This window comes from Halorubrum sp. (assembly GCF_046498025.1).
Classification (GTDB): domain Archaea; phylum Halobacteriota; class Halobacteria; order Halobacteriales; family Haloferacaceae; genus Halorubrum.
In genome coordinates this window covers 1-25,832 of sequence record NZ_JAWOBM010000007.1, presented here as the reverse complement: position 1 = coordinate 25,832, position 25,832 = coordinate 1, and the positions used below count along the sequence as shown (strand labels likewise).

The 25,832-nt window shown below is 69.4% G+C and carries 25 protein-coding genes and 1 pseudogene; 14 read left to right on the top strand and 12 right to left on the bottom strand.

What is annotated here, in order from left to right:
• Window positions 1-46 precede the first annotated feature (46 nt).
• A complete protein-coding gene (locus R6U01_RS01275; RefSeq protein WP_410284647.1) occupies window positions 47-310 on the top strand; it encodes a MoaD/ThiS family protein in 264 nt (87 codons plus the stop codon).
• A 35-nt stretch (window positions 311-345) separates the two neighbouring features.
• Here R6U01_RS01275 and R6U01_RS01270 read toward each other — a convergent pair whose 3' ends face one another.
• Window positions 346-1,365 (bottom strand): PLP-dependent cysteine synthase family protein, encoded by a 1,020-nt coding sequence (locus tag R6U01_RS01270; RefSeq protein ID WP_410284646.1) that lies wholly within the window; start codon window positions 1,363-1,365, stop codon window positions 346-348.
• Between the two features lie 150 nt (window positions 1,366-1,515).
• On the opposite strand from R6U01_RS01270, the gene R6U01_RS01265 reads away from it, so the two are divergent.
• Both R6U01_RS01265 and R6U01_RS01260 read left to right on the top strand, forming a co-directional pair.
• Window positions 1,516-1,815 carry a sulfurtransferase TusA family protein gene (locus R6U01_RS01265; protein WP_410284645.1) on the top strand — a complete coding sequence of 100 codons (300 nt, stop codon included), beginning with the start codon at window positions 1,516-1,518 and terminating at the stop codon, window positions 1,813-1,815.
• A gap of 2 nt (window positions 1,816-1,817) precedes the next feature.
• Window positions 1,818-2,153 (top strand): rhodanese-like domain-containing protein, encoded by a 336-nt coding sequence (locus R6U01_RS01260; protein ID WP_410284644.1) that lies wholly within the window; start codon window positions 1,818-1,820, stop codon window positions 2,151-2,153.
• Window positions 2,154-2,699: 546 nt separating this feature from the next.
• On the opposite strand, the gene R6U01_RS01255 is transcribed toward R6U01_RS01260, so the two are convergent.
• From R6U01_RS01255 to R6U01_RS01235, 5 genes are all read right to left on the bottom strand, one after another.
• Window positions 2,700-3,242, bottom strand: a complete 543-nt coding sequence (locus R6U01_RS01255; protein WP_410284643.1) for a YeeE/YedE thiosulfate transporter family protein — start codon at window positions 3,240-3,242, stop codon at window positions 2,700-2,702.
• Between the two features lie 140 nt (window positions 3,243-3,382).
• Window positions 3,383-5,095, bottom strand: a complete 1,713-nt coding sequence (locus R6U01_RS01250) for an L-lactate permease (protein ID WP_410284642.1) — start codon at window positions 5,093-5,095, stop codon at window positions 3,383-3,385.
• Between the two features lie 269 nt (window positions 5,096-5,364).
• Window positions 5,365-5,625: a hypothetical protein gene (locus tag R6U01_RS01245; RefSeq protein WP_410284641.1), complete on the bottom strand. Its 261-nt coding sequence runs from the start codon at window positions 5,623-5,625 to the stop codon at window positions 5,365-5,367.
• A 160-nt stretch (window positions 5,626-5,785) separates the two neighbouring features.
• Window positions 5,786-8,188: a DUF2309 domain-containing protein gene (locus tag R6U01_RS01240; protein WP_410284640.1), complete on the bottom strand. Its 2,403-nt coding sequence runs from the start codon at window positions 8,186-8,188 to the stop codon at window positions 5,786-5,788.
• Window positions 8,178-9,662 (bottom strand): proton-conducting transporter membrane subunit, encoded by a 1,485-nt coding sequence (locus tag R6U01_RS01235; protein ID WP_410284639.1) that lies wholly within the window; start codon window positions 9,660-9,662, stop codon window positions 8,178-8,180. Before R6U01_RS01235 ends, R6U01_RS01240 begins: the two co-directional genes overlap by 11 nt.
• 300 nt (window positions 9,663-9,962) lie before the next feature.
• Here R6U01_RS01235 and R6U01_RS01230 point away from each other — a divergent pair, with 300 nt between their 5' ends.
• Window positions 9,963-10,979 (top strand): amidohydrolase family protein, encoded by a 1,017-nt coding sequence (locus tag R6U01_RS01230; protein ID WP_410284638.1) that lies wholly within the window; start codon window positions 9,963-9,965, stop codon window positions 10,977-10,979.
• 44 nt (window positions 10,980-11,023) lie between these two features.
• On the opposite strand, the gene R6U01_RS01225 is transcribed toward R6U01_RS01230, so the two are convergent.
• Window positions 11,024-11,497 carry an Lrp/AsnC family transcriptional regulator gene (locus tag R6U01_RS01225; protein WP_410284637.1) on the bottom strand — a complete coding sequence of 158 codons (474 nt, stop codon included), beginning with the start codon at window positions 11,495-11,497 and terminating at the stop codon, window positions 11,024-11,026.
• A gap of 124 nt (window positions 11,498-11,621) precedes the next feature.
• Window positions 11,622-12,236 (bottom strand): (d)CMP kinase, encoded by a 615-nt coding sequence (gene cmk, locus R6U01_RS01220; RefSeq protein WP_410284636.1) that lies wholly within the window; start codon window positions 12,234-12,236, stop codon window positions 11,622-11,624.
• Window positions 12,237-12,371: 135 nt separating this feature from the next.
• On the opposite strand from cmk, the gene R6U01_RS01215 reads away from it, so the two are divergent.
• Window positions 12,372-15,347: an ATP-dependent helicase gene (locus tag R6U01_RS01215; RefSeq protein ID WP_410284668.1), complete on the top strand. Its 2,976-nt coding sequence runs from the start codon at window positions 12,372-12,374 to the stop codon at window positions 15,345-15,347.
• Between the two features lie 61 nt (window positions 15,348-15,408).
• Here R6U01_RS01215 and R6U01_RS01210 read toward each other — a convergent pair whose 3' ends face one another.
• Window positions 15,409-16,392: a formyltransferase family protein gene (locus R6U01_RS01210; RefSeq protein ID WP_410284635.1), complete on the bottom strand. Its 984-nt coding sequence runs from the start codon at window positions 16,390-16,392 to the stop codon at window positions 15,409-15,411.
• Between the two features lie 180 nt (window positions 16,393-16,572).
• Here R6U01_RS01210 and purS point away from each other — a divergent pair, with 180 nt between their 5' ends.
• From purS to ilvD, 7 genes and pseudogenes are all read left to right on the top strand, one after another.
• Entirely contained in the window at window positions 16,573-16,824 is a 252-nt protein-coding gene (gene purS, locus R6U01_RS01205; RefSeq protein ID WP_410284634.1) for a phosphoribosylformylglycinamidine synthase subunit PurS, read from the top strand.
• Window positions 16,825-16,912: 88 nt separating this feature from the next.
• Window positions 16,913-17,590 carry a phosphoribosylformylglycinamidine synthase I gene (gene purQ / locus R6U01_RS01200; protein WP_410284633.1) on the top strand — a complete coding sequence of 226 codons (678 nt, stop codon included), beginning with the start codon at window positions 16,913-16,915 and terminating at the stop codon, window positions 17,588-17,590.
• Window positions 17,591-17,627: 37 nt separating this feature from the next.
• On the top strand, window positions 17,628-18,020 hold the full coding sequence (locus R6U01_RS01195; protein WP_410284632.1) for a VOC family protein: 393 nt from the start codon (window positions 17,628-17,630) through the stop codon (window positions 18,018-18,020).
• A 119-nt stretch (window positions 18,021-18,139) separates the two neighbouring features.
• Window positions 18,140-18,522: pseudogene (locus R6U01_RS01190) on the top strand (MarR family transcriptional regulator).
• Window positions 18,519-18,860 carry a PemK-like protein gene (locus tag R6U01_RS01185; RefSeq protein ID WP_410284631.1) on the top strand — a complete coding sequence of 114 codons (342 nt, stop codon included), beginning with the start codon at window positions 18,519-18,521 and terminating at the stop codon, window positions 18,858-18,860. The pseudogene R6U01_RS01190 and the gene R6U01_RS01185 overlap by 4 nt, the downstream one beginning before the upstream one ends.
• 193 nt (window positions 18,861-19,053) lie before the next feature.
• Window positions 19,054-20,031, top strand: coding sequence for a PQQ-binding-like beta-propeller repeat protein (locus R6U01_RS01180; protein ID WP_410284630.1), 978 nt, complete (start codon window positions 19,054-19,056; stop codon window positions 20,029-20,031).
• Window positions 20,032-20,137: 106 nt separating this feature from the next.
• Window positions 20,138-21,931: a dihydroxy-acid dehydratase gene (gene ilvD, locus R6U01_RS01175; protein ID WP_410284629.1), complete on the top strand. Its 1,794-nt coding sequence runs from the start codon at window positions 20,138-20,140 to the stop codon at window positions 21,929-21,931.
• 89 nt (window positions 21,932-22,020) lie between these two features.
• Here ilvD and R6U01_RS01170 read toward each other — a convergent pair whose 3' ends face one another.
• Entirely contained in the window at window positions 22,021-22,272 is a 252-nt protein-coding gene (locus tag R6U01_RS01170; RefSeq protein WP_410284628.1) for a hypothetical protein, read from the bottom strand.
• 157 nt (window positions 22,273-22,429) lie between these two features.
• On the opposite strand from R6U01_RS01170, the gene R6U01_RS01165 reads away from it, so the two are divergent.
• A complete protein-coding gene (locus R6U01_RS01165) occupies window positions 22,430-22,972 on the top strand; it encodes an NYN domain-containing protein (RefSeq protein ID WP_410284627.1) in 543 nt (180 codons plus the stop codon).
• Between the two features lie 64 nt (window positions 22,973-23,036).
• Here the strand turns inward: R6U01_RS01165 and R6U01_RS01160 are convergent, their stop codons facing one another.
• On the bottom strand, window positions 23,037-23,699 hold the full coding sequence (locus R6U01_RS01160; RefSeq protein WP_410284626.1) for a S26 family signal peptidase: 663 nt from the start codon (window positions 23,697-23,699) through the stop codon (window positions 23,037-23,039).
• Window positions 23,700-23,844: 145 nt separating this feature from the next.
• Between R6U01_RS01160 and R6U01_RS01155 the strand changes: the two genes are divergently transcribed.
• Window positions 23,845-25,044: a glycine cleavage system aminomethyltransferase GcvT gene (locus R6U01_RS01155; RefSeq protein ID WP_410284625.1), complete on the top strand. Its 1,200-nt coding sequence runs from the start codon at window positions 23,845-23,847 to the stop codon at window positions 25,042-25,044.
• A gap of 29 nt (window positions 25,045-25,073) precedes the next feature.
• Here the strand turns inward: R6U01_RS01155 and R6U01_RS01150 are convergent, their stop codons facing one another.
• Window positions 25,074-25,718: a hypothetical protein gene (locus R6U01_RS01150; RefSeq protein WP_410284624.1), complete on the bottom strand. Its 645-nt coding sequence runs from the start codon at window positions 25,716-25,718 to the stop codon at window positions 25,074-25,076.
• Between the last annotated feature and the right edge of the window lie 114 nt (window positions 25,719-25,832).

Below are 25,832 nucleotides of genomic sequence, written 5' to 3'. Positions count from 1 at the left end.
TTGCCGTCGGCGGGCGCCTTTTTGGACTGGACGACGAACCGGTCTCATGGCCACGATCAAGCTGCCTGCCGTACTCGTCGGTGGATCCGCGACCTCGGAGGTAGAGGTCGCGGGCGACACCGTCCGCGAACTGTTCGACAACCACGCCGACGAGCACGGCCCGGAACTGCGGGACAGCGTGCTCGAAGACGGCGAGATCAAGGAGTTCATCAACGTCTACGTCGAGGGGTCCCCCGTCGACAGCGTCGACGCCGAGGTCCCGACCGACGCGCAGGTCCGCGTCATCCCGGCCGCGAGCGGCGGCCGATAACCGGCCGGTTTTTCGTCGATTCCGCGCGGAATCGGTTATAAATAGTCCTCCCAGAGCGGGATGTCCGCGTACTTGTCGCCGCGGTCGCAGAGCATGAAGACGACCACGTCGTCGTCCGCGAGGTGACCCGCCGCGTCGAGGTTCGCCACCACGGCCGCGCCCCCGCCGGCGGACGTCCCCACGACGAACTGGTCGTCCACGCGGAGGTGCTCGCGGACCGTCGCCTCGCCGTGCTGGCCGGGGTCGGCGATCGGCACCGGGTCGTCCAGGTAGCGCTCGCGGAGCGCCCGCGCGCGGTCGTAGGCCTCCGAGGTGGTGACGTACTCCGCCCTGTCGAGCACCGACTCGTCGTACGTCTCGGGGTGGTAGTGGTCGCCCGTCTTGAGGTATTTCAGGCCGTCGATGGCGTGGAGTGCCTCGTCGGGTTCGAAGCCGACGACCTTCACCGCGCCGTCGCTCAGGTCGGTCAGCCCGCGGCCGGTCCCGGTGATCGTCCCGCCCGTGCCGACGCCGGCGACGAAGTGGGTCACGTCGCCGTCGGTCGCCTCGTAGATCTCCCGGGCGGTCGTCCGCTCGTGGGTGCCCGGATTGTCGGGGTTCTCGTACTGGTTCGGGCGGAAGTACGCCTCGGGGTCGGCGGCGATGATCTCCTCGCAGCGCTCGATGACGGCGTCGTAGCCGAGGTTGGCGTCGACGAAGTGGATCTCCGCGCCCGCGTCCCGGACCGCCGCCACCTTCCCGCCCGCGGCGTTGTCGGGCATGACGATCTCGACGTCGTAGCCGCGCGCGGCGGCGAGCCGCGCCACCTCGCTGCCGGTGTTGCCGGAGGTCGGCTCGATCACGGTGACGCCGGGGTCGAGCTCGCCGCGCTCCTCGGCGCCGTCGAGCATCCCCTTGGCGATCCGAGACTTGATCGACCCGCCGCCGTGGGGGGCGTCGTAGAGGTTGAACCACTCGACCTTCGCGTACACGTCCGCGTCGGCCTCGAGGTCGAGGTCGACTTCCACGAGGGGCGTCTCGAAGATCGTCGATTCGTCGACGACGTACTCGCTCATGGGTCCCGTAGATCGCTCCCTGGTAAGAGTCCGACGGAAACGGGCATCTCGACGCCTGTCGCGGTTGTGCGTCCCCTTTGCCCGTCCGAGATACGGGAGAAGCCTGCCGGTCACGAAAGGGGTTACGGCGCCGGAGGCGTACCGTGCCCCATGAGTCAACCATCGTGGGACGACGTCGTCGAGATGCCCGACGAGCTCGACGACGAGACCGCACAGGCGCTCTTGGACGACGCGACCGAGGTACAGGACACGACCGGCGAGGTCTGCCCGTACCCGCAGGTCGAGGCGAAGAAGGCCATCGCGGGGCTCGCTCCCGGCGACGTGCTCTTTCAGGAGACCGACCACGTCCCGAGCACGGAGAACGTCCCGAAGGCGGTCGGCGACGACGCGACCGCGAAGGTCTGGAAGTCCGGCGACGGCCGCTACCGCATCTTCGTGCGGAAGGAGTGACCATGGTCGAGGAACTCACCCCCGAGGAAGTCAACGAGCGCGTGCAGGCGGGCGATATCCGCGTCATCGACACGCGACCGCCCGAGCAGTACGAACAGGGCCACATCCCGGGCGCGATCAACGTGCCGCTGGGGAACCTCCCGTCTCGGGTCCCCGACATCGACTGGGACGACACCGACGTCGTCTGCGCGTGTCCGATCGGCCAGTCGTCGAAGCAGGCCGCCATGCTGATCAGTAGCTACGAGGGCGTCGAGGAGGGCGTGCTCGTCGCCAGCATGGCCGGCGGCTACGATGAGTGGGACTTCGAACTCGAGGAAGGCGCGGCCGCGGACGCCTGAGCGGCGGTCGGTTTTTAAATAGCCGATTGATTTTTGCACGAGTTCGCGGCCGGCCGCGGAGGATCCCAGAGAACCGAGCGATTATCGGAATCCGAGTGTGGTCTGCGCCGATTTATCAGTAACCCCCCGGTGCGGTGGCGCGTGCCGACGAGCGGCCGACAGGCCGCGAGTCGCACGCGCGAGGGACGCGGCGAGCGCTGACAAGCGCGAGCCGCGAGGCTGGGGAGGCGTGAGGCTGCGGTGCTGTGTGGGGCGGGGCTCAAAGGGGCAGCCGGGAGGCCGACGTAGGCGACCCAAGCACCGCAACGAGGGAGCGTTAGCGAGCGAGTGAGGAGCGCAGCGAGCGTACGTCGGCCTCCCGGCTGGGGCTTTGGAGGTGTTCACCGTACCATCAACCATTTATAAATAGGCCGCCGGGGGTTCGGAGCCGGCCTTCGTAGCAACCGTTTATAAATTACCGTTCGTGAATTTTGGGAAGTTCACAGCGTCGAAAGCCACCTCGTCGCCGTATCAGCCAACGAATCCAACTTCAACCGTTACTCTCACTTAGATAGCGCAGCCGACCTCGCGGTACATGCAGTGGGTCATCACGTAGACCCCGAGGATGATCCCCGCGCCGGACAAAAAGGAATGGACCGAGAGCAGCGCGACGCCGGAGAAGAGGTTCGCGATGTTGCAGCCGGCCGCGAGCCGTGAGCCGACGCCCATCAGGAGGCCGCCGATCGCGTAGTTCGGGACCCGGTTCAGCTTCGGCTTCCGGACCCGGAAGTCGCCGGAGGCGTAGGCGGCGAGGAACGACCCGACGACGAGCGACGCGATCATCACCATGTCGATGGCCAGCGAGATGTCGCCGTCGCGGAACGGGATCGAGTCCCAGTACTCGACGCCGGCGACGTCGTATCCGGCCCCCGCCAACAGGTAGCCGGCCCAGCGCGCCTCGCTGCCCGTGATCGCCCAGTGGCCGTGGACCCAGAACCAGAGGCTCGCGACGAGCGCCATCGCGACCCCCGCGGTCCGCGCGTCCCACGAGTCGCGGAGCCGGACTTTCAGCGGCCGGTCGTCGTCGAGAATCCCGCGGCCGTACTCCACGGTTCCGTCAGCGATGCCGCGCAGCCCGACCGAGACGGCCGTGAGCGTCCGGGGAGCGACGTCGCTCCGTCGGGAATCCGACCGACCGATTGAACCGACAATAAAAAAGGAGTGACGCCCGATGTCGTGCCGGCCGCGGCTCAGAACAGGCCGGGGACCAGCACGTACGTCAGCAGCATTCCGAACAGCCCGGCGAACAGCGCGAACAGCGTCATCGGGACGATGGCCTTCCGCAGCAGGTCGCCCTCGCGCCCGGTGATCCCGACGACGCCGCAGATGGCGGCGACGTTCAGCACGGACACCATGTTTCCGAGGCCGCCGCCGACGTTCTGAAGGCTGACGACGACCGTCCGGGAGAGGCCGACCGTCTCGGCGGCGTTGTACTGGAGCACGCTGAAGAGGATGTTCGAAGACGTGTTGCTGCCGGTCATGAACGACCCGATAGCGCCGACCCACGGCGAGACGACGGGCAACAGGCCGCCGGCGCCCATCGCGAGCGCGCGGCTCAGCGCCTCCATCATCCCGAGGAGATCGGCGGTGTTCGTTTGCGACTGGATCATTATCTGCGTCATCGAGACGGCGATGACGAGCGTGAGCGCCGCGGGAGCGACCTGCGCGATCGACCGGCGCCAGGCAGCGCCCATCTCGCTCGTGTCCATCCGGTGGAGGAGGCCGGTGAGGATCGCGACGGGGATGAACGGCATCGTCCCCGGGAGGTAGAGGTACTGGAGGGTGTATCCGAGTTCCGTACCCAGGATCGAGTCCAGGCTGACGGTGAAGCTCTGGATCCAGCCGAGGACGGCGACGCCGCCGACCGTGAGGTCCGGCCACCGCGTGACGAGCAGGGCGATGGCGACGAGGAGGTACGGCGTCCACGCGAGCAGCACGGGCATCTCCCGTTTCGGCCGGTCCCGAGCGATCTCGTCGAGCTCCAAGCCGCCGAGCCAGGTGTCGCTCCACTTCGAGTCGTCCGGGAAGTCCCACTCGCGGTCCGGGACGAGGACGTCGTTGTTCGCGAGCGCGAGGCCGACCGCGAGGACCACGAACCCGGCCGCGATGTCGGGGAGCGCGGGGCCGACGAACCACGCGATCACGAGCTGCGTCCCCCCGGTGACGACGCCGAGGAGCAGCGCGAACGGCGCGATCGGAAGGGTGCTCCGCAGGGCGCTCGAAACGCTCTGTCCGCCGTCGTTGTCGCCGAACCAGTAGGTCATGAAGAACACGCCGAGCAGCCCCCAGAAGACGTACGTCACGCCGGTGACGACGGCGCTCCACGCGGAGACCATCGAGAGGAACTCGCCGACGCTTATCGAGCCCGACAGCGCCGGTTCGATGACCGCGCCGGTGCCGCCGGTGACGGGCGTTCCGGCCGCCCCGAACGGCGGATTCGGCGCGTTGAAAAAGAGGCCGAACACCGCGGCGGCCAGCGGCGGGAACCCGAGGCCGATGAGGAGCGGCGCGGCGAGCGCACCCGGCGTGCCGAACCCGGCCGCGCCCTCGATGATCGTCATGAATCCGAGGCCGATGAGCAGCACCTGGATCCGCCGGTCCTCCTCTATCTGTCCGAAGTACCACCGGATCGTGGCGATGGCGCCGCTGCCTTCGAGGTAGTTCATCAGGAGGATGGCGCCGAACACGATGAGGATGATGTCCACGGCCTGGAGGGCGCCGTAGACCGCCGACGCCGCCAGCCAGCCGGGCTCCATCCGCCAGTACGTGAGCCCGATACCGGTCGCGAGGAGCCAACCGACCCCCATCGCGCGGGCCGCCGACCATCGGAGTCCGGCGAGCAGCACGAACGCGACGCCGATCGGTACGACGCCGACCAGCGCGAGTGAGAGCACGTTAGTCATGGGTGGTGACTACGACCATGCGTCACCGTCGCTCAACCACCTATATGTAATTTTCTTTTTGAGTGATATCGAACCAGAGATATCGACCGCAGTCCCCGTGTTTCAGTAACAAAAATAAATGATATATGTCGTCAGAGCGAACACGTTCGCCACGAGTCCATTCGGCGAGAACGCTCCGACCGTCGTGACGGCGAGCGTCCCGTCCCGCCGCCTGGCCCGCGCGGTCGTGTCGCACCTCGCCGGGGACGCTCCGCCCGCGCGGCCGCCGGTCACTCGTCGGCGAGCTGGATCCCGCGGGCGATCACGTACATCAACACGATGCCCGTGCCGACGGCCAGCACGAACTGCGACAGGACGGTCAGGAAGCCCGCGAGCAACCGCCCGGGGCCGACCAGCAGCGTGAGCAGAAACAGGAGGAGCGCGATCCCTCCGAACAACAGGACGAGCCCGGCGAGCCGGAAGGCTTCCGCCCGGATCTGGCCGAGGTCCAGCTCTCCCGACGCCTGATCGATGAACGGCGGTGACGACATGGTCGGCCCATCACCGGACGCGCCTATAAATCACCCAGCGGCCACGCACCGAGGGAGAACGCCGCGTGCCGAATCGGAACGCCGCGCGTTGAACCGGAACGCCGCGCGTTGAACCGGAACGCCGCACGTCGGCCGATCCGGGTCGACGCCGAGGCTCGGATCAGTCGTCTGCGACCGCGGTGACGGCCGGTTCCGCCGGTTCGGCGGCGGGCGACTCGGCCGTCGGCTCCCAGTTCGCGCCGCGCTCGTAGCGGAACGCGCGGTGATCCTGGGTCGGGTCGACGACGGTCAGCGAGAGCCAGCCGTTGTCCAGCAGTTCGGTCACCGCCTCGTGACCGGTCAGGGCGTCGGCGACGCGGTCGACCGGCGCGTGAACGACGGTCGAGAGCCGGAGGGGCTGGTGGTACGGCTCGTCTCCGTCGACCATCACCGACTGGTGGGGGAGACCGGTCATCAGGTCGCCGCCGTTGCCCTGGTAGACGCCGACGTTGCCGACGGGGTTCTGCGTCACCTTCGACCCGCTCCCGTAGACGGCGTTGTCGACGGTCGAGAAGTAGTACTGGGCGTTGATCCACTGGGTGACCACCATCGGTCCCGTCAGGATCGCCTCGAGCGCCTCGCCGTCGGGGTCGGTCGACCAGTCGTACGAGTGGAGGAACGCGCGGCCGTCGAGGTCGAGGTCGCTCGTCAGGCCGCGGGGACCGACCACGAAGCCGGCGTTGCCCGCGAGGCCCCACTCGGGGCGCGTCTCCGCCCAGTCGGCGGCGCGCCGGGTCGCCTCGTCCACGCCCGCCGAGGCGTCGCCGCCCATCGACTCGACGCGCTCGGCGGTCGCGCTCTCGCGGGCGCCGGCCAGGTCCGCGCGCAGCCGGTCGAGGTCCGCCGCGTGGCTCTCGGGCACGTCGCCGTACAGCTCGATCTCGTCAGTCGTCGTGTTGTGCTCCCCGGCCACGAAGACGGTGTCGTCGGGGATCTCGAAGCCGCGGTCGCGCAGCGCCGCCCTGACGTCGCCGTCGTTGCAGATCGCCGCGAGGACGCGGGCGTTCGGTCCCCCGGGATTGCCGGCGCACGCGCCGCAGTCCAGGCTGGAGTCGTACGGGTTGTTCGCCGTCTCGCTCGCGTGACCGACGAAGGCGACGAGCCGGGCGAACGACGTCCAGCCCATCAGGTCGAAGGCGGTCGCGGCGTACTCGACCTTCTCGTCGCGGGTCAGTCCCACCGGGAGGTCGCCGACGTAGGTGTGCTGGTGCCCGACGATCTGCTCGCAGAACTCGTGATCGTCGGGCACCGCGTCGTCGGCGGTCCGCAGCAGGTCGCGCACGCGTCCGGGAACCAGCGTGCGCGCCGCGAGCGCCAGCCCGTACCCCCCGCCGGCGCTCTCGACGAACCCGAAGGCCCCGGCGGGGTTCGATTTCAGCGTGTCGACGACCGCGTCAGCGGCGTCCCGAACGCTCGACCACCGGTCGTGGCGCGCCTGCGCCTCCCGGTCGGTCGGGACCTCGCTGACGTGGTGCTGCGCCTCGAGGATGGGCGGGCAGGCCGAGACCGACGTCGCCGCGTCGTAGCCCCGGTACTCCACGGGGACCCCGAAGAAGCCGGCGTAGCCGTGGGTCTCGTAGTCGCCCGCGCGCTCGACGTGCCGGCGGATCGGCTCCGAGCGGGTGTCGATACAGAAGACCAGCTGCGCGTCGGGGCGGTCCGGCGGCTCGGAGTCGGGCAGCGACCGACCCTCGTCGGCGACGCGCTCGACGAGCTCGGCGCGGTAACTCGCCTCCCACGCGCTCAGGAACGCCTCCGCGAGCTCGTCGGCCGGGTCCGCCTCGGTGCTGTCGGGACCGGTGGACGGCCGGAGGTCGACGCCGAACCCGTCGAGCAGCGCCAGGCGGACCGCGAGGTACTCCGCGAGCGTGATCGGGTGCGCCGACTGCCACTCGTTCCCGTCGGCCGCGCGCTGTTTGATCAGCCCGGTCCAGCCCGGGAGCGCCGCCAGCTGCTCCTCGAAGATTGGGACGTACTGGCTCTCCGGGTACGGCTCCAGCGCGGCCTCGATGGCCTCGGTCGGCGTCTCGGGGAGCGACGCGACGACCCCGTTGTCGGGGATCTCGCCGTCGTACGCGGCCACCTCGCGGACGGCGGCGTAGAACCCGGCCTCGCGGTTCGGCATCGACCACTTGGCGCACCCCTCGTCGAGGAAGGCCGACAGCCACTTCGTCAGGACGCGCTCGGCGCGCTGGGTGTCAGTATCTGGTTCCGTTGACTCGACCTCGACGTCCATCCGCCCGAGCAGCGTCGCCGGGTCGTCGTCGTAGCCCCGCGCCGCGAGCTCCGCGTCGAGGCGGTCGGTGTCGATACGGCCGTCCTCGAGCGCCGCGCGGAACGTCTCCGGGGTCGGGTAGCCGCGACCGCCCAACAGGTCGGCCGCCTGCGTCACCGCTTCCCCGAAGGGCAGGTTCTCGAACCCCGAAAGTGGGTTCGCCGTCACGAACGAGTGGATCGGCCAGACCGACCCGACGGTCGTCGCCGCGTCGTCGATGCTGTCTTGGATTGTGGCTTCAGTACTCATTGTAGTCCTCCGCGTCGGTCAGAACGGTCCGAGGCGCCGGCTGGCCGGCGTTCAAAAGCAGCACGTAGAGCCGCCCGCTCCGTTCGTGAACGCCGAGCTCCATGGCGACGTAGACCCCGACGAAGACGGCGGCCACGACCCCGTGAAGCGCCGTCAGCTCGGTCGGCGCCGCGACGACGGGCAGGTCGGAGAGGACCCCCGAGACCGCGCGGTACACGAGGGCGTAGACGGCGATGGCCGGGAGGAACACGGCCGGGACCGCCCCGTAGCGGACCGCCGTCGGAAGCGACGCGTGTTGCACCGCGCTGCGCGCCGCGTGGAGCGTGGTGATCACCACGAACAGGACGAGCAGGAGGCCGCCGTCGACGCTGGTTCCCTTCCCGGTCAAGGCGGCGAACAGCGCCCCGCCGGCCAGCCCGGTCGCGATGGTGACGACCGCGTCGTCGACCCCCCTCTCGGCCGGCGACGTCCCGTCCGGGCTCGCGCGGTGGACCCGACCGCCCGCGCCGAGGAACTGGTACGCCTTGTAGAACCCGTGGAGGATGAGGTGGGTGATCGCGGCGCCGAAAAAGCCCAGCCCGGCCTGCATGATCATAAAGCCCATCTGCCCGACCGTCGAGCAGCCGAGCTCGCTTTTCACGTCCGGCCGGACCGACTTGAAGAGCTTCCCGAGGAGGGCGCTGGCGGCGCCGACCGCGACGACCGCGAGCATGAGCGTGGCGTCGACGGTGACGACCGGCGCGAACCGGAGTAGCAGGACGCCGCCCGCGTTGACGAACCCGGCGTGCATCAGCGCCGACGCCGGCGTGGGGGCGGTCATCGACGAGATCAGCCAGCCGTGGAAGGGGACGAGCGCGGACTGGATCACCGCCGCCAGCACGAGCGCGACGGCGGCGACGAGCCAGACCGGGCCGCCGAGCCCGTCCGCGGCCGCGGCGATCCCGGTGATCGTCGTCGCCCCGGTGGTCCACCAGAGCGCGGTCAGCGCGACGCCGAGCAGCGCGCTGCTGGCGAGGAAGTACCGGCGGGCGACCGACGCCGCCGCCCGGGCCTGTTCCCAGCCGCTGACGGTCCCGATCAGCGTCGCCATCGTCAGCCCCATCGCGAGCCACAGGAGGCCGAAGAGGGCGACGTGATCGGCCGCCACGAGCGCCATCACGAGCGTCGTGAACCCGAACGCCGCGAGGAAGAACGCCGTCTCGTGGCTGCTCCCCGCCATGTACCGGCGCGAGTAGCTGAGGACGATCCCGCCGAAGAAGGTGACGACCACCCACATCAGCACCGTCAGGCCGTCGACGGAGAGCACCCCGGCGACCTGCCAGGGACCGTCGAGTCGGAGTCGGCCGACGAGCGCCGCGACGCTCGCGGCGAACAGCGACCACACGAGCCACGTGAGTGCGACGGGCACGAGCGGTGACGCCGCCGTCGTTTCCGGGAGTGCTCCGACCTTCGTCTTCGAGGTTCCTCCTGTCATCGTTCGGGTGGAACGACCGCGTCCGGCGGTCGCCGCACCTCCGACAACCGGACACTGGTCGTCCTTACCACCTCTCAAGAACAGATTAGCTAATAAATCTACTCATAATCACAATTCGTTCGAAAAAATATTATTAAAGAACGTTATGGTTTTCTTCCCGCTCACTAGACTGCCCGGGACGGCAGCGGTGTCGAGCGGCCGCCGTAATGACGCGATCGGCGCCGGAGGCCGCGGGCGTTCCCGAGTCGTTCGCCGGGAGCGCTCAGAAAACCATATCGTTCTCCCGGTCGGACCGAGCGTATGGAAGAACTCACGGGGACGATCCTCCGCGGGGAGTCGTACGAGCCGGTCCGTGGTCGTCTCGTCGTCGAGGACGGCCGGATCGAGGCCGTCGAGGAGACGGCCACGGAGTCGACGGACATCGTCCTTCCCGCGTTCGTCAACGCCCACACGCACGTGGGCGACTCCGTCGCGAAGGAGGCGGCCGTCGGGCTGTCGCTCGACGAGGCGGTGGCGCCGCCGGAGAGCGTGAAACACCGGAGATTGGCGGCCGCCGACCGCTCGGACCTCGTCGCGGCGATGCGTCGGACGCTCCGCCTGATGCGCCGGACCGGCACGGTCACCTGTCTGGACTTCCGGGAGAACGGGACGGACGGAGCGAGCGCGCTCCGCGAGGCGGCGGCGCCCCTCGCAGTCGACCCGTTCATCTTCGGGAGCGACGACCCCTCGGTCCTGGACGTCGCCGACGGCTACGGGGCGTCCGGCGCGAACGACGCCGAGTTCGCGGACCAGCGCGCCGCGTGCGAGCGGCGCGGCGTGCCGTTCGCCATCCACGCCGGCGAGCCGGACGCGACCGACATCCACCCCGCGCTCGACCTGGACCCGGACCTGCTCGTGCACATGGTCCACGCCGAGGCGGAGCACCTGGAGCGGGTCGCGGCTGGGTCGGTACCGATCGCCGTCTGTCCGCGTGCGAACGCGGTTCTCGGCGTCGGGGACCCGCCGATACGGGAGCTGCTCGATCACACGACGGTCGCGCTCGGGACGGACAACGTCATGCTGAACGGCCCGTCGATGTTCCGGGAGATGGCGGACGCGGCGAACCGGTTCGACGTGACCGCGCGAGAGGTGCTGCGGATGGCGACCGCCGCGGGCGCCGAGATCGCCGGTCTCGACTGCGGGGTCATCGCGCCCGGTCGCCGGGCGGCGCTCGTCGTCCTCGACGGCGACTCGGACAACCTGGCCGACTCGGTCGATCCGGTCCGCGCCGTCGTCCGCCGCGCGACTGCGCTCGACATCAAGCGGGTCGTCGTGTGACGCGCGTCGGGGGTCGTCGGTTACCCCTCGTCGGGGGTCGTCGGTTACCCCTCGTCGTCGTCGTCGAACCCGCCGAACGGCGTCGTCTCGTGGCTCCGGACGAGGACCTCGTCGGTGACGCCGAGCCCCATGTCGAGGAGTCGCTGTGCGACGGGCGTGATGTCGCTGTCGGACTCGCCGACGGCGGTCACGAGGAGGTTCTGTTCACCGGTGACCAGTTCCTGCACCGAGACGACGCCTTCGATCGAGAGGATGTCGTCGACGAGTTCGCCGCGCTCGGCTATCGAGGCGGTACAGTAGAGCAGCATTCGGAGCGGATAGCCGGACAGCTGGTAGTCGATGTCCGCGCTGTACCCCTTGATGACGCCGTCGGACTCGAGGCGCTGGATGCGCTTGCGGACGGTGCTGTCCGAGGTGCCGGTTCGCTCCGCGATGTCCCCCGACGACATGTCCCGAGCGTCCTCCTGTAACGCGTACAGGATCGCCCTGTCCACGTCGTCGATCTCTCTGTCGGCCATGCCGGTGGCTCCGTGGCACGGGCACTTTACTGTTGTACGTCACCCGCCCCCCGCCGGGACTCGACCCGACTCCGCCGCCGGCGATCGTCGAGCGGGGGTCGGCGGAGAGCCGGACGCGAGCCGCTCAGATCTCGAAGTCGGGCGTGTCGAACGCGCCCTCGTCGGCGTCGACGTCGTACCCCTCGATCGCGGTGAGCGCGACGGCGAGCGTCGTCTGCGGGTCCCACCGCCCCGTGTTGATCGCGAGGTCGTAGATGGAGCGGTCCGACAGGTCGATCCCGTAGTACGACCGGTAGCGCTTCTCCTCTATCACCTCGCGGACCTGCATCTCCGAGGTCATCTCCTCGCGGTCGAGCGTCCGGTCGGCGCGCACCTCGTCCGGCGCGTCGAGCCAGATCCGGACGTCGGCGCGGTTCCCGGCGATCCACCCGGCGAGCCGCGACTCCAGGACGAACGCCTTGTTGGCGGCGCCCCACTTCTCCGCGATCCGGCGGAGCCGACGGTCCAGGGCGCGGTCGATCTCCTCGGACTCGCCGGTCTTCGCGATCAGCTGGGAGAGGCTCATGTCGCGCTCGGCGGCGATCTCGCGGAACAGCTCGCCCCCGGAGACGAAGCCGCAGTCGAGCGCCTCCGCCAGCCCCTCGACCAGCGTCGTCGCGCCGCAACCCGGCGGCCCCGAGACGGTGACGAACAGGTTGCGGTCGATCTCCCGCTCCGTCGCCGGCGAGGTTCCACTCATACGTGCGCCGCCACGACCGGACCCCGGATAAACCGGGCGGTTCCCACACCGCCGCGAGGGGCGCGTCCCGCGCGCCGGCGGAAGCGGTCGGCTCCACCGACACAACCGATATCCCTCCGCGCGCCCACGTGAGGGATAGTGAGCGAGGTCACGGAACGCGAGGCGGAGGGGCCCTCGGCGCGAGCGCTTCTCCGGGAGGCACTCGCCGGGGACAGCGAGGGACGAAGTCCCTCTAGCAGTCGGACGCAGTCCGACGACGGAGCGGCGGAAGGCGCCTCCGGCGACGACGGCGCTCCGACCGTCGAGTTCGACCCCGAGACGGTGCCGCTCCCGGACGCCGACGTGCTCGACCGGCTCTCGCCGCCGGTCCGCCGCTGGTGGGTCTCGGAGTTCGGCGAGTACGTCGGCGAGAACGGCGGCTTCTTCACCCCGCCGCAGCGCGAGGCCATCCCGCACGTCGACGACGGTCGGAACTGCCTCGTCGCCGCGCCGACCGGCAGCGGCAAGACGCTCGCCTCTTTCACCGCGGTGCTCAACGACCTCTTCGCCCGCGAACGGGCGGGAGAGCTGGAGAACTCGGTGTACTGCCTGTACGTCTCGCCGCTGAAGTCGCTCGCAAACGACATCAAGCGGAACCTGGAAGTCCCGCTCGAGGGGATCGCGGCGGCGCGGGACGCGGGGAGCGAAGCGGGGGCAGAGGCGGAGGTCGACGCGGGGGCAGAGGCGGAGGTCGAAGCGGGGGCCGAGGCGGAGGTCGACGCGGGTGCCGAGTCGGGTGACGCTCCCGACCCCGGCGTCCGGCAGGCGATCCGCCACGGCGACACGAGCAAGGCGGACCGGCAGGCCATGCTGGAGGAGACGCCGCACGTCCTCAACACCACGCCGGAGACGCTGGCGATCCTGCTCAACTCCCCGAAGTTCAAGGAGAAGCTCCGGACCGTCGAGTACGTGATCGTCGACGAGATCCACTCGCTGGCGGCGAACAAGCGCGGCACCCACCTCGCCGTCTCGCTGGAGCGGCTCACCGACCTGGCCGACGGCTCCCCGACCCGGATCGGCTGCTCGGCGACGGTCGAGCCGCTCGACGAAGTCGCCGAGTTCCTCGTCGGGCGCGAGCGCGTCTCCGGCGACGCGGGGGACCCCGCGGGCCTCGAACCCCGGCCCTACGAGCTAGTGGACGCGCGGTTCGTCCGGGAGTTCGACTTGGAGCTCCGCACTCCGGCGGCCGACCCGATCCACACGCCGCGCTCCGTCGTCACCGACCGCTTCTACGAGGCGCTCCACGAGCTGATCGGTGACCACGAGAACACGCTGGTGTTCACGAACTCCCGGTCCGGCGCCGAGCGGACCCTCCAGGAGCTCCGCGAGCGCTACGGCTACGACGAGTCGGACTCGGGGTGTCACCACGGGAGCCTCGGCGAGGGGCAGCGCACCCGGATCGAGGAGGGACTGAAGCGCGGCGACCTCGACGTGGTGACCACCTCGACGAGCCTGGAGCTCGGTATCGACATGCCCCACCTCGATCTCGTGGTACAGGTCGGCTCGCCGAAGTCGGTCGCGGCGCTGCTCCAGCGCGTCGGCCGCGCGGGCCACAGCCCCGGCGAGACGGTCGAGGGGCGTGTGTTCGCGCTCGACCGCGACGAGCTGGTCGAGTGCGCGGCGATGCTCGCGCGCGCCGAGGACGGGTTCGTCGACCGCGTGTTCCTCCCCAGGGGCGCCTACGACGTGGCCGCCCAGCACGTCTACGGGATGGCGATAAACCGGATCCGGCCGGACCGCGAGGTCCGCGAGACCCTCCGGCGCGCCCACCCGTACCGCGACTTCGACGAGGCCGAGTACGAGCGGCTGATGCGGTACCTCACGGCCGACTACGAGGGACTGGCGGACCGGAACGTCTACCCGAAGGTGTGGCGCGACGAGAACGACCCGCCGGACGGCCCGCACCACCACGAGGACCACCCCGTCGGTGAACTGCTCGTCGGGAAGCGCGGCCGGCTGGCGCGGGTGATCTACATGACGAACGTCGGGACGATCCCGGACTCGTTCAGCTGTCAGGTGCTCACGCGCGACGGCGAGCCGGTCGGCACGCTCGACGAGAGCTACCTCGACACCCTCGATCCCGGAGACGTGTTCGCGCTGGGCGGCGAGCGGTTCGCCTTCCGGTACCGCCGCGGCTCGAAGGTGTACGTCGACCGGACGAGCGAGCGCCCGACCGTCCCCTCGTGGTACTCCGAGCGGCTGCCGCTCTCCTACGACCTCGCGCGGGAGGTGCTGGCGTTCCAGGGCGAGCTGCTCGACCGGCTCTCCGAGGGCGGCCCCCCCGCGGTCCGCGCGCGGCTCCGGGAGTTCCCCCTCGACGGGAACGCGGTCCGGGCGATCGCGCGGACCTACGACGAGCAGGTCGCCTACGCGGGCGTCGAGAGCGTCCCCACGCCCTCCCGGCTCGTCGTGGAGGAGGAGCTCGACCGCGGCGAGTACAAGCGCCGGTTCTACGTCCACTCGAACTACGGTCGGCGGTTCAACGACGGCCTCTCCCGGCTCGTCGCCGCCGCGGTGGCGAACCGCACGGACGCGAACGTCGCGGTCGCGGTCGCGGACCGCGGCTTCTCGCTCGCCCTCCCGCTGAACCGCAAGGTCGACGTCGTCGGGATCCTCCGCGGGTTAGACCCCCGGACGGTTCGCGAGGACCTCCGCGAGGCGGTGCAGGGAACCGACCTCCTCCAGCGCTACTTCCGGATCGACGCGGCGCGCTCGCTCCTCATCCTGAAGCGGTACAAGGGGTACGAGAAGACGGCCGCCGAACAGCAGGTGTCGGCGGAGATGCTGCTCTCGTTCGCGGAGGAGCTCGACGAGTTCGCCGTCACGGAGGAGACGTACCGGGAGCTGTTGGAGGACCGGCTCGACCTCGCCGGCATCCGCGAGGTGCTCGAGGCGGTCGCGGCCGGCGACGTCGACGTCGTCCACCACGCCGTCGACTCGCCGACGCCGCTCTCCTTCGGGCTGGCGACCCTCGTCGACTCCGACACGGTGCTCGCCGAAGACGAGTCGGCGGTGCTTAAGGAGTTCCACGCCCGCGTCATGGACTCGATCGAGGACGACGACGGGCGATAGGCGAAAGCCGCGTCACGGTACCGTCTCTCTCACGGCCGCGGCGGCTCCGAGCCGTGAGCGCTCAGTCGCTCCCGGGCGTCGGCGCCTCCGAGCGCGACAGCGGCGTGCCGTCGACCGGTTCGTCGGGGTTGGCGTCGATCGCCGCCGCGCTGAGGCCGAGCTGCGCGTCGACGCTCGCGTCCTCGCGGACGTGGACCGTGCCGCGGTGGATCGCGATCGCGTCGGCGAGGTGCAGCCGGACGGCGTCGAGCAGCACGTCGGCCTCGAGCGGCTGCCCGCGGCGCTTGATCTCGTCGACGTCGGCGCCCGCGGGCACGTCGAAGGTGCGCTGGGCGATCACGGGCCCCTGGTCGAGGTCGGTGGTCACGTAGTGGGCGGTGACGCCGGCGATGCGAACGCCGGCGTCCTTCGCCTGCCGGTACGCCTCCGCGCCGGGGAACGCCGGCAGGAGGGAGGGGTGGACGTTGATGATCCGGCCCTCGTACCGGAAGACGACCTCGGGCGAGAGGATCCGCATGTAGCGGGCCAAGGCGATCAGGTCCACGTCGTACTCGGCCAACAGGTCGAGCAGTCGGCCCTCGTCGGTGTTGCCGCTGCCGTCGCCGACGTCGTAGAAGGGCTTGTCGTAGCGCTCCGCGAACGACCGGAGGTCGCCGCGGTTGCCGATGACGACCGGGATCTCGGCCTCCTCGCCGTCGTCGGCGAGGTGGCCGTTGGTATCGGCCTCCAGCAGCGCCTCGGGCGCGTGGGTCTCCTTCGTGACCAGCAGCGCGATCCGGCGCGCGTCGCGGTCGCTCGGGAACCGCACCTGGATGTCGACGTCGAGCTCGCGGCCGAGCTCGGCGAGCGCGCGCCGGAGCTCGCCGCGGGACGTCTCCATCTCGGAGGCGTCCACGCGGGTCGTCATCCGGAAGACGCCCTCGCGGACCGCCTGATCGAGGTCCTCGATGTTGATCCCCCGCTCGAACAGCAGGGAGGTGACCCGCGCGATGAGTCCGGTCTTGTCTCCTCCGACGACCGTGATCTCGGTCAGTTCGCGGGTCATGCGACGATCACCTCCGCAGTGTCGAGCGGCTGCATACACCGGGTTCAGAACGCGGAGGGGTTTGCCCCTTTCGTTCCGCGCGGAGCCTGCCGCCCACACGATCGACCGGGACATATCCACGAATGTGGATATAAAAGGCATTCCAAAACCGTTTTTACACACGACTTCGCAGTATCGGCCATGACGGCATACACCGCGACGGTGACGGTCCGGCTGAAGCGGGGCGTCCTCGACCCGGAGGCCGAGACCACTCAGCGGGCGCTGGAACGCCTCGGGTTCGAGCTGGCGGACCTCCGGTCGGCCGACCGCTTCGAGGTGGACCTGGAGGCGGCCGACGCCGACGAGGCCGCCGACCGCGCCGACGAGATGGCCGAGCGGCTCCTCGCGAACCCGACGATCCACGACTACGACGTCGCGGTCGCAGAGCGATGACCGTTTCCGTCGTCGAGACGACGCCGATCGTCACCGGCGCGGCAGACGTCGACCCGGCCGCCGCGGCCGCCCACGCGAGGTGGGCGGCGTGACGGTCGCCGTCGTCCAGTTCGGCGGTTCCAACTGCGACCGCGACGCGGTCCGGGCGCTGGCCCACCTCGGGATCGACGCCGAGCGCGTCTGGCACGAGGACGGCCTCCCGAGCGACACGGAGGGGATCGTCCTCCCCGGCGGCTTCTCGTACGGCGACTACCTCCGGGCCGGCGCGATGGCCGCCCGCGCCCCGGTCATGGCGGAGGTCCGCGAGGCCGCGGCCGACGGCGTCCCCGTGATCGGGATCTGCAACGGCGCGCAGATCGGCTCGGAGTCCGGGCTCACCCCCGGCGCGTTCACCACCAACGCCTCCGCGCGGTTCCAGTGCGAACCGGTCCACCTCCGCGTCGAGCGCGCCGACACCCCGTGGACGGCCGCGTACGACGAGGGCGACGTGATCGAAGTCCCCATCGCGCACGGCGAGGGGCGCTTCGAGATCGGCGAGGAGGCGCACGCCGACCTCGTCGCGAACGACCGGGTGCTCTTCCGCTACTGCGACGCCGACGGGAACGTCACCGACGCGGCCAACCCGAACGGCTCCACCGATAGCGTCGCCGGCGTCCTCGGCGGGCGCGAGACCGTCGCCGTGCTCATGCCCCACCCCGAGCGCGCCACCCTTCCGGACCTCGGCCGTAGCACCGACGGCGCGGGGATCCTGACGGCGTTCGCCTGACTGCCGCTTTTTTAGGCTGGCCGACGAACGAGACGGTATGCGAGCACGCCACATCGACCACGTCAACCTCCGGATCCCCGCGGACGGCGTCGACGACGCCCGGGAGTTCTACGGCGATCAGCTCGGGTTCGGCATCGAGGACGCCCTGTACGCGGCCGACGAGAAACCCTTCTTCGACGTGCGGCTGTCGGCGACGGCGGTCGTTCACCTCTGGCCGACAGAGGAGTTCGAGCCGCCGACCGCGACGAACTACGACCACGTCGCCGTCGTCGTCGAGGAGTCCCTCGACGACATCACGACCGAACTGTACTCGGCCGGCGTCGAGGTCGAGAAGCGGCTCGACTCGCCGCTCGGGGCGACCGGGGAGGCGCCGGCGGTGTACGTCAGGGACCCGTTCGGCTACCGGGTGGAACTGAAGGCGCGGGTGTAGCTACAGAGATTTTCGGTCGAGTCCGCCTTCGGCTACAACAACCCAGTCCGTTAGATCACGTCTTGAATAAAGAACCAACACTCCAAACAGCTATCTAACATAGGTACCAACAACAAATCATGTCGAGCGGCACCATCGATATCGACGAGTTCGAAGACGCCGACGACGACGAGTTCGAAACCAGGAACGACACCGAGCGAATCGTGCTGTTTCTCGACGAAAACGACGATCGCGCGTGGAAGGCGGCGACGATCGCGCGTGGAAGGCGGCGACGATCGCCGAACGACTCGATCTGGATACGGACGCCGTTAGTGCGATCCTTTCCCGATTAAAAGAGCGTGAACTCGTCCGTCACAAGCGGCCGTACTGGGCGATCACCGACGACGAGGAACGACTGCAAACCGCGTACCGACTCCACCGAAACCACGAAACCGCAGACGACCAGTACGGCGAGGAGCGCCTCGAAGAGCTACGAACCGACGAGATGGAGGAGGTACAGTGACCACGTTCGAAGAGTTGGAACGCGGCGATGTCGTGTGGGGAACCGACCCGCTTTCCGAGAAGGGTCGTCCGATGCTTGTTCTGGCAACACCACAATTCCCCAGCCACGGTATCCAACTCATCACCGTTCTAATTTCCACCAGAACCTATCACGAGGAATCCCTTCCGCTTCGGGATCGCGACTACGAAGGCGATCCGCTCGGAAAACGCAGTCACGTTCTTCTGTGGTCGCTTGCCACTCTCAACAGCGCTACCGAGATCGAGTTCCGCATGACCTCCCTCGTCGACGAGCGTCTGGAAGGCGTTACGACACAGTCGATCGGCTACATCGCTTCCTGATCAGTCCGCTTGTGGTACCCCTCAAAAAACGCTGATCACAGCCATCAGTTGTAAATTTCTCCTGCTGTGAGCATTCATGTAAATAACCATGGAAGCCACTCGTCGAAGTGTTCTCTCGACCGCTCTCCTATCGGGCCTCTGTGGCTGTAGTGCCATCCGTGGTCAACAAAACCGCTTTGAGTGGTCTGCGCGTGTGGCTGACGACCTCCTCACAGAGAAAATCTACGTCGATGACGATCGGGTCGCCGCTGCAACCCCGTCTGGACGGCTGGCACTGCTTCGAACTGATTCAGGCGAATCAGTAGTTGAAGGACGATCTCGCGAGCATCTCGGTGATTTTGCCGGGACGCCACCGATCGCAGTCGGTGACCTGTATGTAACCTTCACTGACAGGGTGTACGCTGTAACCGCGTCAGGCGAGGTTAGCTGGGTTCAGGAACTGCCCACGGAGGGGTATACTAATATAACATCCCGTCCCGTAATCATCAACGATCACGTCTATATCACGACTGACGAGGGATCCGTCCTACGGGTGGATCCTCGGAATCGAACCATTTCAGAACTTGATCTCCCCCCGATTCCGGGATACTGGTGGGATTCCGACGGGCAGCGTGTCGTCGTCGGAACCGAGTCGTATCGGACTGTGGTCGTCGACCTCAGCGCAGAAGAGGTCCTCTGGTCTCGTTCGGGGTTACCCGTGGATTATCCGAGTTTCTACGACACAGACATCATCTCTTCATCACTGAGAGACGATCAGCTCGTGGTCCAACGCGTCGACACTGACGCTGGGGAGATACGCTGGACTTCGTCTGTTCCCGGGCACCGGGTCACCTTTTCCGCTCGCCTTTCATCAGAAACGGTTGCCGTCGTCTCCCAGTACCCGTGGGAGAGAAATGAGCCGTCTCAAGCCACGCTAATGAATGCCACATCCGGTGAGGTTATGTACACGCATGAACTCGCGCCGCGAATTACGCCGTCAGGCGATATCTCCCGGGAGAGCCTCATATTGACCAGCGTGACGGGAGACGTACTTTCGATAAACAAGGATGACGGTCTCACGCAACATTTTGAGTCCGGGTCACAGATCTCATCCCCGGCTACGGTACACAACGACCGAGTCATCTTTGCCACCAATGATGGGGAGATCCGATCTCGTTCGTTAGACCGGTGATAAGGTTCAACTGGATTGTTACCATCCTACCCCGAACCGGTTCGCCTCCCCGAGCAACCCTCGCCCCGTTGCGGTCGTTTAATACCCCCGAGCGACAGGGACAGGTATGAGCGAACAGCAGCCACCATCCGACGAGGGGGAGTCCCCTCGCCGACGCGGGGGCGACGCGGACCGGTTCGCGGGCGAAAAGGACGAGAGCTTACGGAGCAGGGACGTGACCGAGGGCGCGGCGCGCGCGCCGCACCGCTCGATGTTCCGCGCGATGGGGTTCGACGACGAGGACCTCTCCTCGCCGCTCGTCGGCGTGCCGAATCCCGCCGCCGACATCACGCCGTGTAACGTCCACCTCGACGACGTCGCCGACGCGGCGATCGACGGGATCGACGCCGCGGGCGGGATGCCGATCGAGTTCGGGACGATCACCATCTCGGACGCCATCTCGATGGGGACCGAGGGGATGAAGGCGAGCCTCGTCTCCCGGGAGGTCATCGCCGACTCGGTCGAGCTCGTCTCGTTCGGCGAGCGCATGGACGCGCTGGTGACGGTCGCGGGCTGCGACAAGAACCTCCCCGGCATGCTGATGGCGTCGATCCGCACCGACCTGCCGAGCGTCTTCCTCTACGGCGGCTCGATCATGCCCGGCGAGCACGAGGGGCGCGACGTCACCATCGTCCAGGTGTTTGAGGGCGTCGGCGCCTACGCCGAGGGCGACATGAGCGGCGAGGAGCTCGACGAGCTGGAGCGCCACGCCTGCCCCGGCGCGGGCTCGTGCGGCGGGATGTTCACCGCCAACACGATGGCGTCCATCTCCGAGGCGCTCGGGATGGCGCCGCTCGGCTCGGCCTCCGCGCCCGCCGAGGACCGGGAGCGCTACGAGGTCGCGGAACGGGCGGGCGAGCTGGTCGTCGACTGCATCGAGAACGACCGGCGACCCTCCGACATCCTCTCGCGCGAGTCGTTCGAGAACGCGATCGCCTTACAGACCGCCATCGGCGGCTCCACGAACGGCGTCCTCCACCTACTCGCGCTGGCCGCCGAGGCCAACGTCGACCTCTCGATCGAGGACTTCGACGAGATCTCGCGCCGCACGCCGAAGATCGCCGACCTCCAGCCCGGCGGGAGCCGCGTGATGAACGACCTCCACGAGGTCGGCGGCGTCCCGGTCGTCCTCCGTCGCCTGCTGGAGGCCGACCTGCTCCACGGCGACGCGATGACGGTCACCGGCCGTACGCTCGCCGAGGAGATCGCCCAGTTGGAGGATGACGGCGCCCTCCCTGACGACGACGCGATCGAGGCCGACTTCCTCTACACCGTCGACGACCCGAAGGAGGAGGAGGGCGCGATCAAGATCCTCAAGGGCAACCTCGCCCCCGACGGCTCGGTGCTGAAGGTGACCGGCGACGACGAGTTCCACCACGAGGGCCCGGCGCGCGTGTTCGAGCACGAGGAGGACGCGATGGAGTACGTCCAGTCGGGCGCGGTCGACTCCGGCGACGTGATCGTGATCCGCAACGAGGGCCCGACCGGCGGTCCGGGGATGCGCGAGATGCTCGGCGTCACCGCCGCCGTCGTCGGCGCGGGCCACGAGGACGACGTGGCGCTCCTCACCGACGGGCGCTTCTCCGGCGCGACGCGCGGCCCGATGATCGGCCACGTCGCGCCCGAGGCGGCCGACGGCGGCCCGATCGGGCTCATCGAGGACGGCGACCACGTCACGGTCGACATCCCCGAGCGCGACCTCGCGGTCGACCTCTCCGAGGACGAACTGGCCGAGCGCCGCGAGGCGTGGGAGGCGCCCGGGCCGCAGTACGAGGGCGGGATCCTCGCGAAGTACGCCCGCGACTTCGCCTCCGCCGCCGACGGCGCCGTGACGAACCCGCGGCTGACGCGCGACCGCTGACGACACCCGCGGATGTTTTTATAAACACGTCCGAACAGAAGAGACGTCGAAGCCGCGAGAGCGGCGAGATCCGCCGAACTGGTCCCCGCTTACTCCCGCTCGCCGCCGTCGGTGTGCGCGGTCCGAACCGACTCGGCGCGCCAGACGTTGCTCCGGCGGCCGGCGCGCGTCAGCTCCATCTTGACGACCGAGCCGACCGGCAGGTCCGCCACCGTCTCGCGGGCGGCGTCGTCTGCGTAGTCGACCACGTGGTACGTCTCGTTGCGGGGATGGGCACGAAGCGTGGTACATTCATGATCGTTCTGTTCGGAAATTACGGTGAAGGTGTCGTAGTTCGACATCTTACTCCGTTATTCTTGGACATCCTATTTCAATACTCCGTATATTCACTACGGTCGTCGATCAGGACGTAAAACGGATATAAGGTGTATAATCCGGGGCGACCGAGAGTCGACCGGGACCAGCACGCATATTTCCGACCGCCGCCGACCTCGACGCATGGAATCCAGTCGGGAGGACGAGGAGCCGGTCGGCGTGGCGCTGTTCGTCGACGGGCCGAACGTGTTGCGCGAGGAGTTCGACGTCGACCTCGACGACGTGCGACGGGCGGCGGAGGCCGAGGGCCCGCTCGTCACGACGCGGCTCTACCTCGACGAGCACGCGACGCCCGGACTGATCCAGGCCGCGGAGGCGCGCGGGTTCGAGGTGGTGATCACGAGCGGCGACGTCGACGTGAAGCTCGCGGTCGACGCCGCCCGGTTCGCGGCCGAGGGGCGGATGTCGGTCCTCGCGATCGCCTCCCGCGACACCGACTTCAAGCCCGTCGTCGAGACGGCGAACGGCTACGGGATCCGGACCCTCGCGATCGCGCCCGGCGAGTTCGGCCGGTCCGACGCCCTCCGCAACGCCGCGAACGACTCGGTGACGCTCGACGAGGCCGGCGAGCGGGAGGACGAAGGTGGCGACGACGCCGAGGCCGACGCGGGAGGCGCCGAGGCCGACGCCGGTTCGGAGGCCACCGCCGATTCCCTCTCGGAGTGACGCCTCGCTTCAAGCAGTGACGCCTCGCTTCGCAGAGTAACCGCTCACTCCCGAGAGGGACGCCTCACTCCCGAGCCGATTCGCGCCCGCGCCCGGCCCGGCCGATGACCACCGCGCCGACGCCGCCCGCGGCCGCCGCGAGGCCGGTGACGCCCACGGCGGTCGGCAGGAGGCCGATCCGGGCGACCGCGGCGTCGACGCCGACTCGGAACCAGCCGAGGTTCGGGACCGCCACAAGCGCCTTCGCCGAGATCCACTCCTCGCGGACGATCGGGGCGATCCCCGCGCTCTGGTCGTACTCCCCGTTCGCGTCGCCGTAGGTCACGTACCCGTCGTACGGCGCGGGACAGGCCTCGATCGCGTCGCAGTCGCCGTCGAGCAGCGCCGGGTCGGCGCGGTCGGTCCAGTCCTCGCCCGCGCTGACGCGGAACGCGATCCGGTGGAGGATCGGCCGCGTCTCCCCGTCCGGGGGATCGAACACCACGACGTCGCCCGTGCCGCCGAGCCGCGTCGGGGCGTCGGGCTCCGCGTGCCCCGTCAGCCCGTCCCAGGGAAACCGCTCCGTCGCGGTGACGACCACGAGGTCGCCGCGCTCGACGGTCGGCTCCATGCTCCCGCTCTCGACGGCGACGAACGGGGGCCACGCGCCCGCGAGCGCCGCGACGAGGAGCGCCACGAGCAGGACCGCCGCGGCCGGCGCCAGCAGTTCGGCGGCGTTCCGATTCACGTGGGTGAAAGGGAGAGGAAGCGGCTTGAGGCTGTCGGCGCCCGCGACGCGGTTCCGCGCCGGCACGTCCCGATGGCCGGCGCGTTCCGGCGTCGAGACCGCTCCGATGGCAAGACCTTAGGCGCGTCCCGGTGACCGTTCGGCCATGACCGATCGGCTTCCCCCCCTCCACGAGGTTCACGAGGCGCGCGGCGCGAAGTTCACCGACTTCGGCGGCTGGCAGATGCCCGTCGAGTTCGACTCGATCCGCGAGGAGCACACCGCGGTCCGGGAGTCCGTCGGCGTCTTCGACGTCTCGCACATGGGCGAGATCGAGGTGTCCGGGCCGGACGCGACGACCCTGATGAACCGCCTGACGACCAACGACGTGGACGCGCTCGACCCGGGCGACTCGCAGTACGCGGCGATCACGAACGACGAGGGCGTCATGCTCGACGACACCGTCGTCTACCGGCTCCCGGACGGGATCGAGGCCGGCGCCGGCGCCGGCGCGCTCGCCGGACTGGACCGCGACCTCGACGCGGGCGACGGCGACCCGGCGTACCTCTTCGTCCCGAACGCGGGTCACGACGGGCAGATGACCGACCGGTGGACCGACTACCGCGCCGAGGCGGGGCTCGACGCGACCGTCGCGAACGTCACCGACGACTGGGCCATGCTCGCGGTGCAAGGACCGGACGCGGCCGACGCGGTCGACGACGCCACCCCCGCGGACCGGGTCGTGGGGCTCTCGAAGTTCGAGGCGACGGTCGCCGCCGTCGCGGGCGTCGACGCCTGGGTCGCTCGCACCGGCTACACCGGCGAGGACGGCTTCGAGGTCATGTGCCCGACCGAGTCGGTCGAAAATGTCTGGGCGGCGTTCGTCGGGGACCCCGCCTCGGCGCCGGCCGACTCGGTCGAGGCGACCGCACAGCCCTGCGGGCTCGGCGCGCGCGACACCCTTCGCACGGAGATGGGGTACCTCCTCTCGGGACAGGACTTCGACCCGGACGAGGAGCCCCGCACCCCCTACGAGGCGCGGATCGGGTTCGTCGTGAAGCTGGACACGGAGTTCGTCGGCCGCGACGCGCTGGAGCGACAGAAGGAGGAGGGCGTCGAGGAGCGGTTCGTCGGCGTCCGCCTGCTCGACCGCGGCGTCCCCCGGAGCGGCTACGCCGTGACCGACGGCGACCTCACCCGGATCGGCCAGCTCACGTCCGGGACGATGAGCCCGACGCTCGACCAGCCGGTCGGCCTCGGCTACCTCCGCGAGCGCTACGCCGAGCCCGGCACCGGGGTGAGCGTCGTCGTGCGCGGCGACGAGAAGCGCGCCGAGGTCGTGATCCCGCCGTTCCTGGACCGGTAGGCGGCGATCGAACTCGGCCGTTCCCCTCGCTAGTCTCCCTCGAACGCCTCCGCGTACACCCGCTGTATCACCATATAGAAGCGCCAGCCGTCGACGTCGAGCCGGTCCGCGAGCGTCCGCGACGCGTCGCGGTAGCGGTCGTACGCCGCCGGCGTCATCCGGTCGGGATACCCCGCGTCGAGGTCGGTGAGCGCGGCGACGACCCGCCACTCGCGGTCGCCGACGACGGGGAAGCGGTCCGGGTCGAGGAACCACAAGAGCGCGGAGGCGACCGCGACGTCGACGCCCGGGAGGTCGGTGAGCGCGTCGAGCGCGCGGTGGTGGGCCGGCCTCGGAGCGTCGCCCTCGCCGTCGGAGCGCTCCTCGCCGTCCCGCGCCGCCTCGTCCAGCGCGTCGATCGCGTCCCACAGCGCCCCGCGGAGCTCGCGCGGCGCCGCGTCCTCCACGGCCTCCTCGACCGCCCGGCGCTCGGCGTGGTCGATCGCGTCCACGCGCCGCCGGAAGTACCACCGGATCACCCACTCGACGTCGCGCCGGCCGTAGTCGCCGGCGCGGAAGGCGTCTCCGAGCGACTCGACCGCCTCCGCCTCGACCGGGTAGAACGGGGCCGTCTCGCGGTACGTCTCGACGAGCTCGTCCGCGCGGGCCGCGACCTCGGCGGGCGTCGGGTCCATACCGGGCGAACGTCGGCCGCCGACAAAACGGTTCGGCGGGGCGCGCGGCGGGCGGACAGGAGGAGCGGCGGGCGGGGTCGACGCGCGGCGGGCGGAGCCGACGAGCGACGGGCG

Coding starts and splice junctions, on each gene's coding strand:
- purS (WP_410284634.1), top strand. CDS start 16,573: ATGACGGCATACACCGCGACGGTGACGGTCCGGCTGAAGCGGGGCGTC.
- cmk (WP_410284636.1), bottom strand. CDS start 12,236: ATGAGTGGAACCTCGCCGGCGACGGAGCGGGAGATCGACCGCAACCTG.
- R6U01_RS01155 (WP_410284625.1), top strand. CDS start 23,845: ATGACCGATCGGCTTCCCCCCCTCCACGAGGTTCACGAGGCGCGCGGC.
- ilvD (WP_410284629.1), top strand. CDS start 20,138: ATGAGCGAACAGCAGCCACCATCCGACGAGGGGGAGTCCCCTCGCCGA.
- R6U01_RS01265 (WP_410284645.1), top strand. CDS start 1,516: ATGAGTCAACCATCGTGGGACGACGTCGTCGAGATGCCCGACGAGCTC.
- R6U01_RS01240 (WP_410284640.1), bottom strand. CDS start 8,188: ATGAGTACTGAAGCCACAATCCAAGACAGCATCGACGACGCGGCGACG.
- R6U01_RS01235 (WP_410284639.1), bottom strand. CDS start 9,662: ATGACAGGAGGAACCTCGAAGACGAAGGTCGGAGCACTCCCGGAAACG.
- R6U01_RS01165 (WP_410284627.1), top strand. CDS start 22,430: ATGGAATCCAGTCGGGAGGACGAGGAGCCGGTCGGCGTGGCGCTGTTC.
- R6U01_RS01275 (WP_410284647.1), top strand. CDS start 47: ATGGCCACGATCAAGCTGCCTGCCGTACTCGTCGGTGGATCCGCGACC.
- R6U01_RS01170 (WP_410284628.1), bottom strand. CDS start 22,272: ATGTCGAACTACGACACCTTCACCGTAATTTCCGAACAGAACGATCAT.
- R6U01_RS01195 (WP_410284632.1), top strand. CDS start 17,628: ATGCGAGCACGCCACATCGACCACGTCAACCTCCGGATCCCCGCGGAC.
- R6U01_RS01270 (WP_410284646.1), bottom strand. CDS start 1,365: ATGAGCGAGTACGTCGTCGACGAATCGACGATCTTCGAGACGCCCCTC.
- R6U01_RS01260 (WP_410284644.1), top strand. CDS start 1,818: ATGGTCGAGGAACTCACCCCCGAGGAAGTCAACGAGCGCGTGCAGGCG.
- R6U01_RS01150 (WP_410284624.1), bottom strand. CDS start 25,718: ATGGACCCGACGCCCGCCGAGGTCGCGGCCCGCGCGGACGAGCTCGTC.
- R6U01_RS01250 (WP_410284642.1), bottom strand. CDS start 5,095: ATGACTAACGTGCTCTCACTCGCGCTGGTCGGCGTCGTACCGATCGGC.
- R6U01_RS01245 (WP_410284641.1), bottom strand. CDS start 5,625: ATGTCGTCACCGCCGTTCATCGATCAGGCGTCGGGAGAGCTGGACCTC.
- R6U01_RS01225 (WP_410284637.1), bottom strand. CDS start 11,497: ATGGCCGACAGAGAGATCGACGACGTGGACAGGGCGATCCTGTACGCG.
- R6U01_RS01230 (WP_410284638.1), top strand. CDS start 9,963: ATGGAAGAACTCACGGGGACGATCCTCCGCGGGGAGTCGTACGAGCCG.
- R6U01_RS01210 (WP_410284635.1), bottom strand. CDS start 16,392: ATGACCCGCGAACTGACCGAGATCACGGTCGTCGGAGGAGACAAGACC.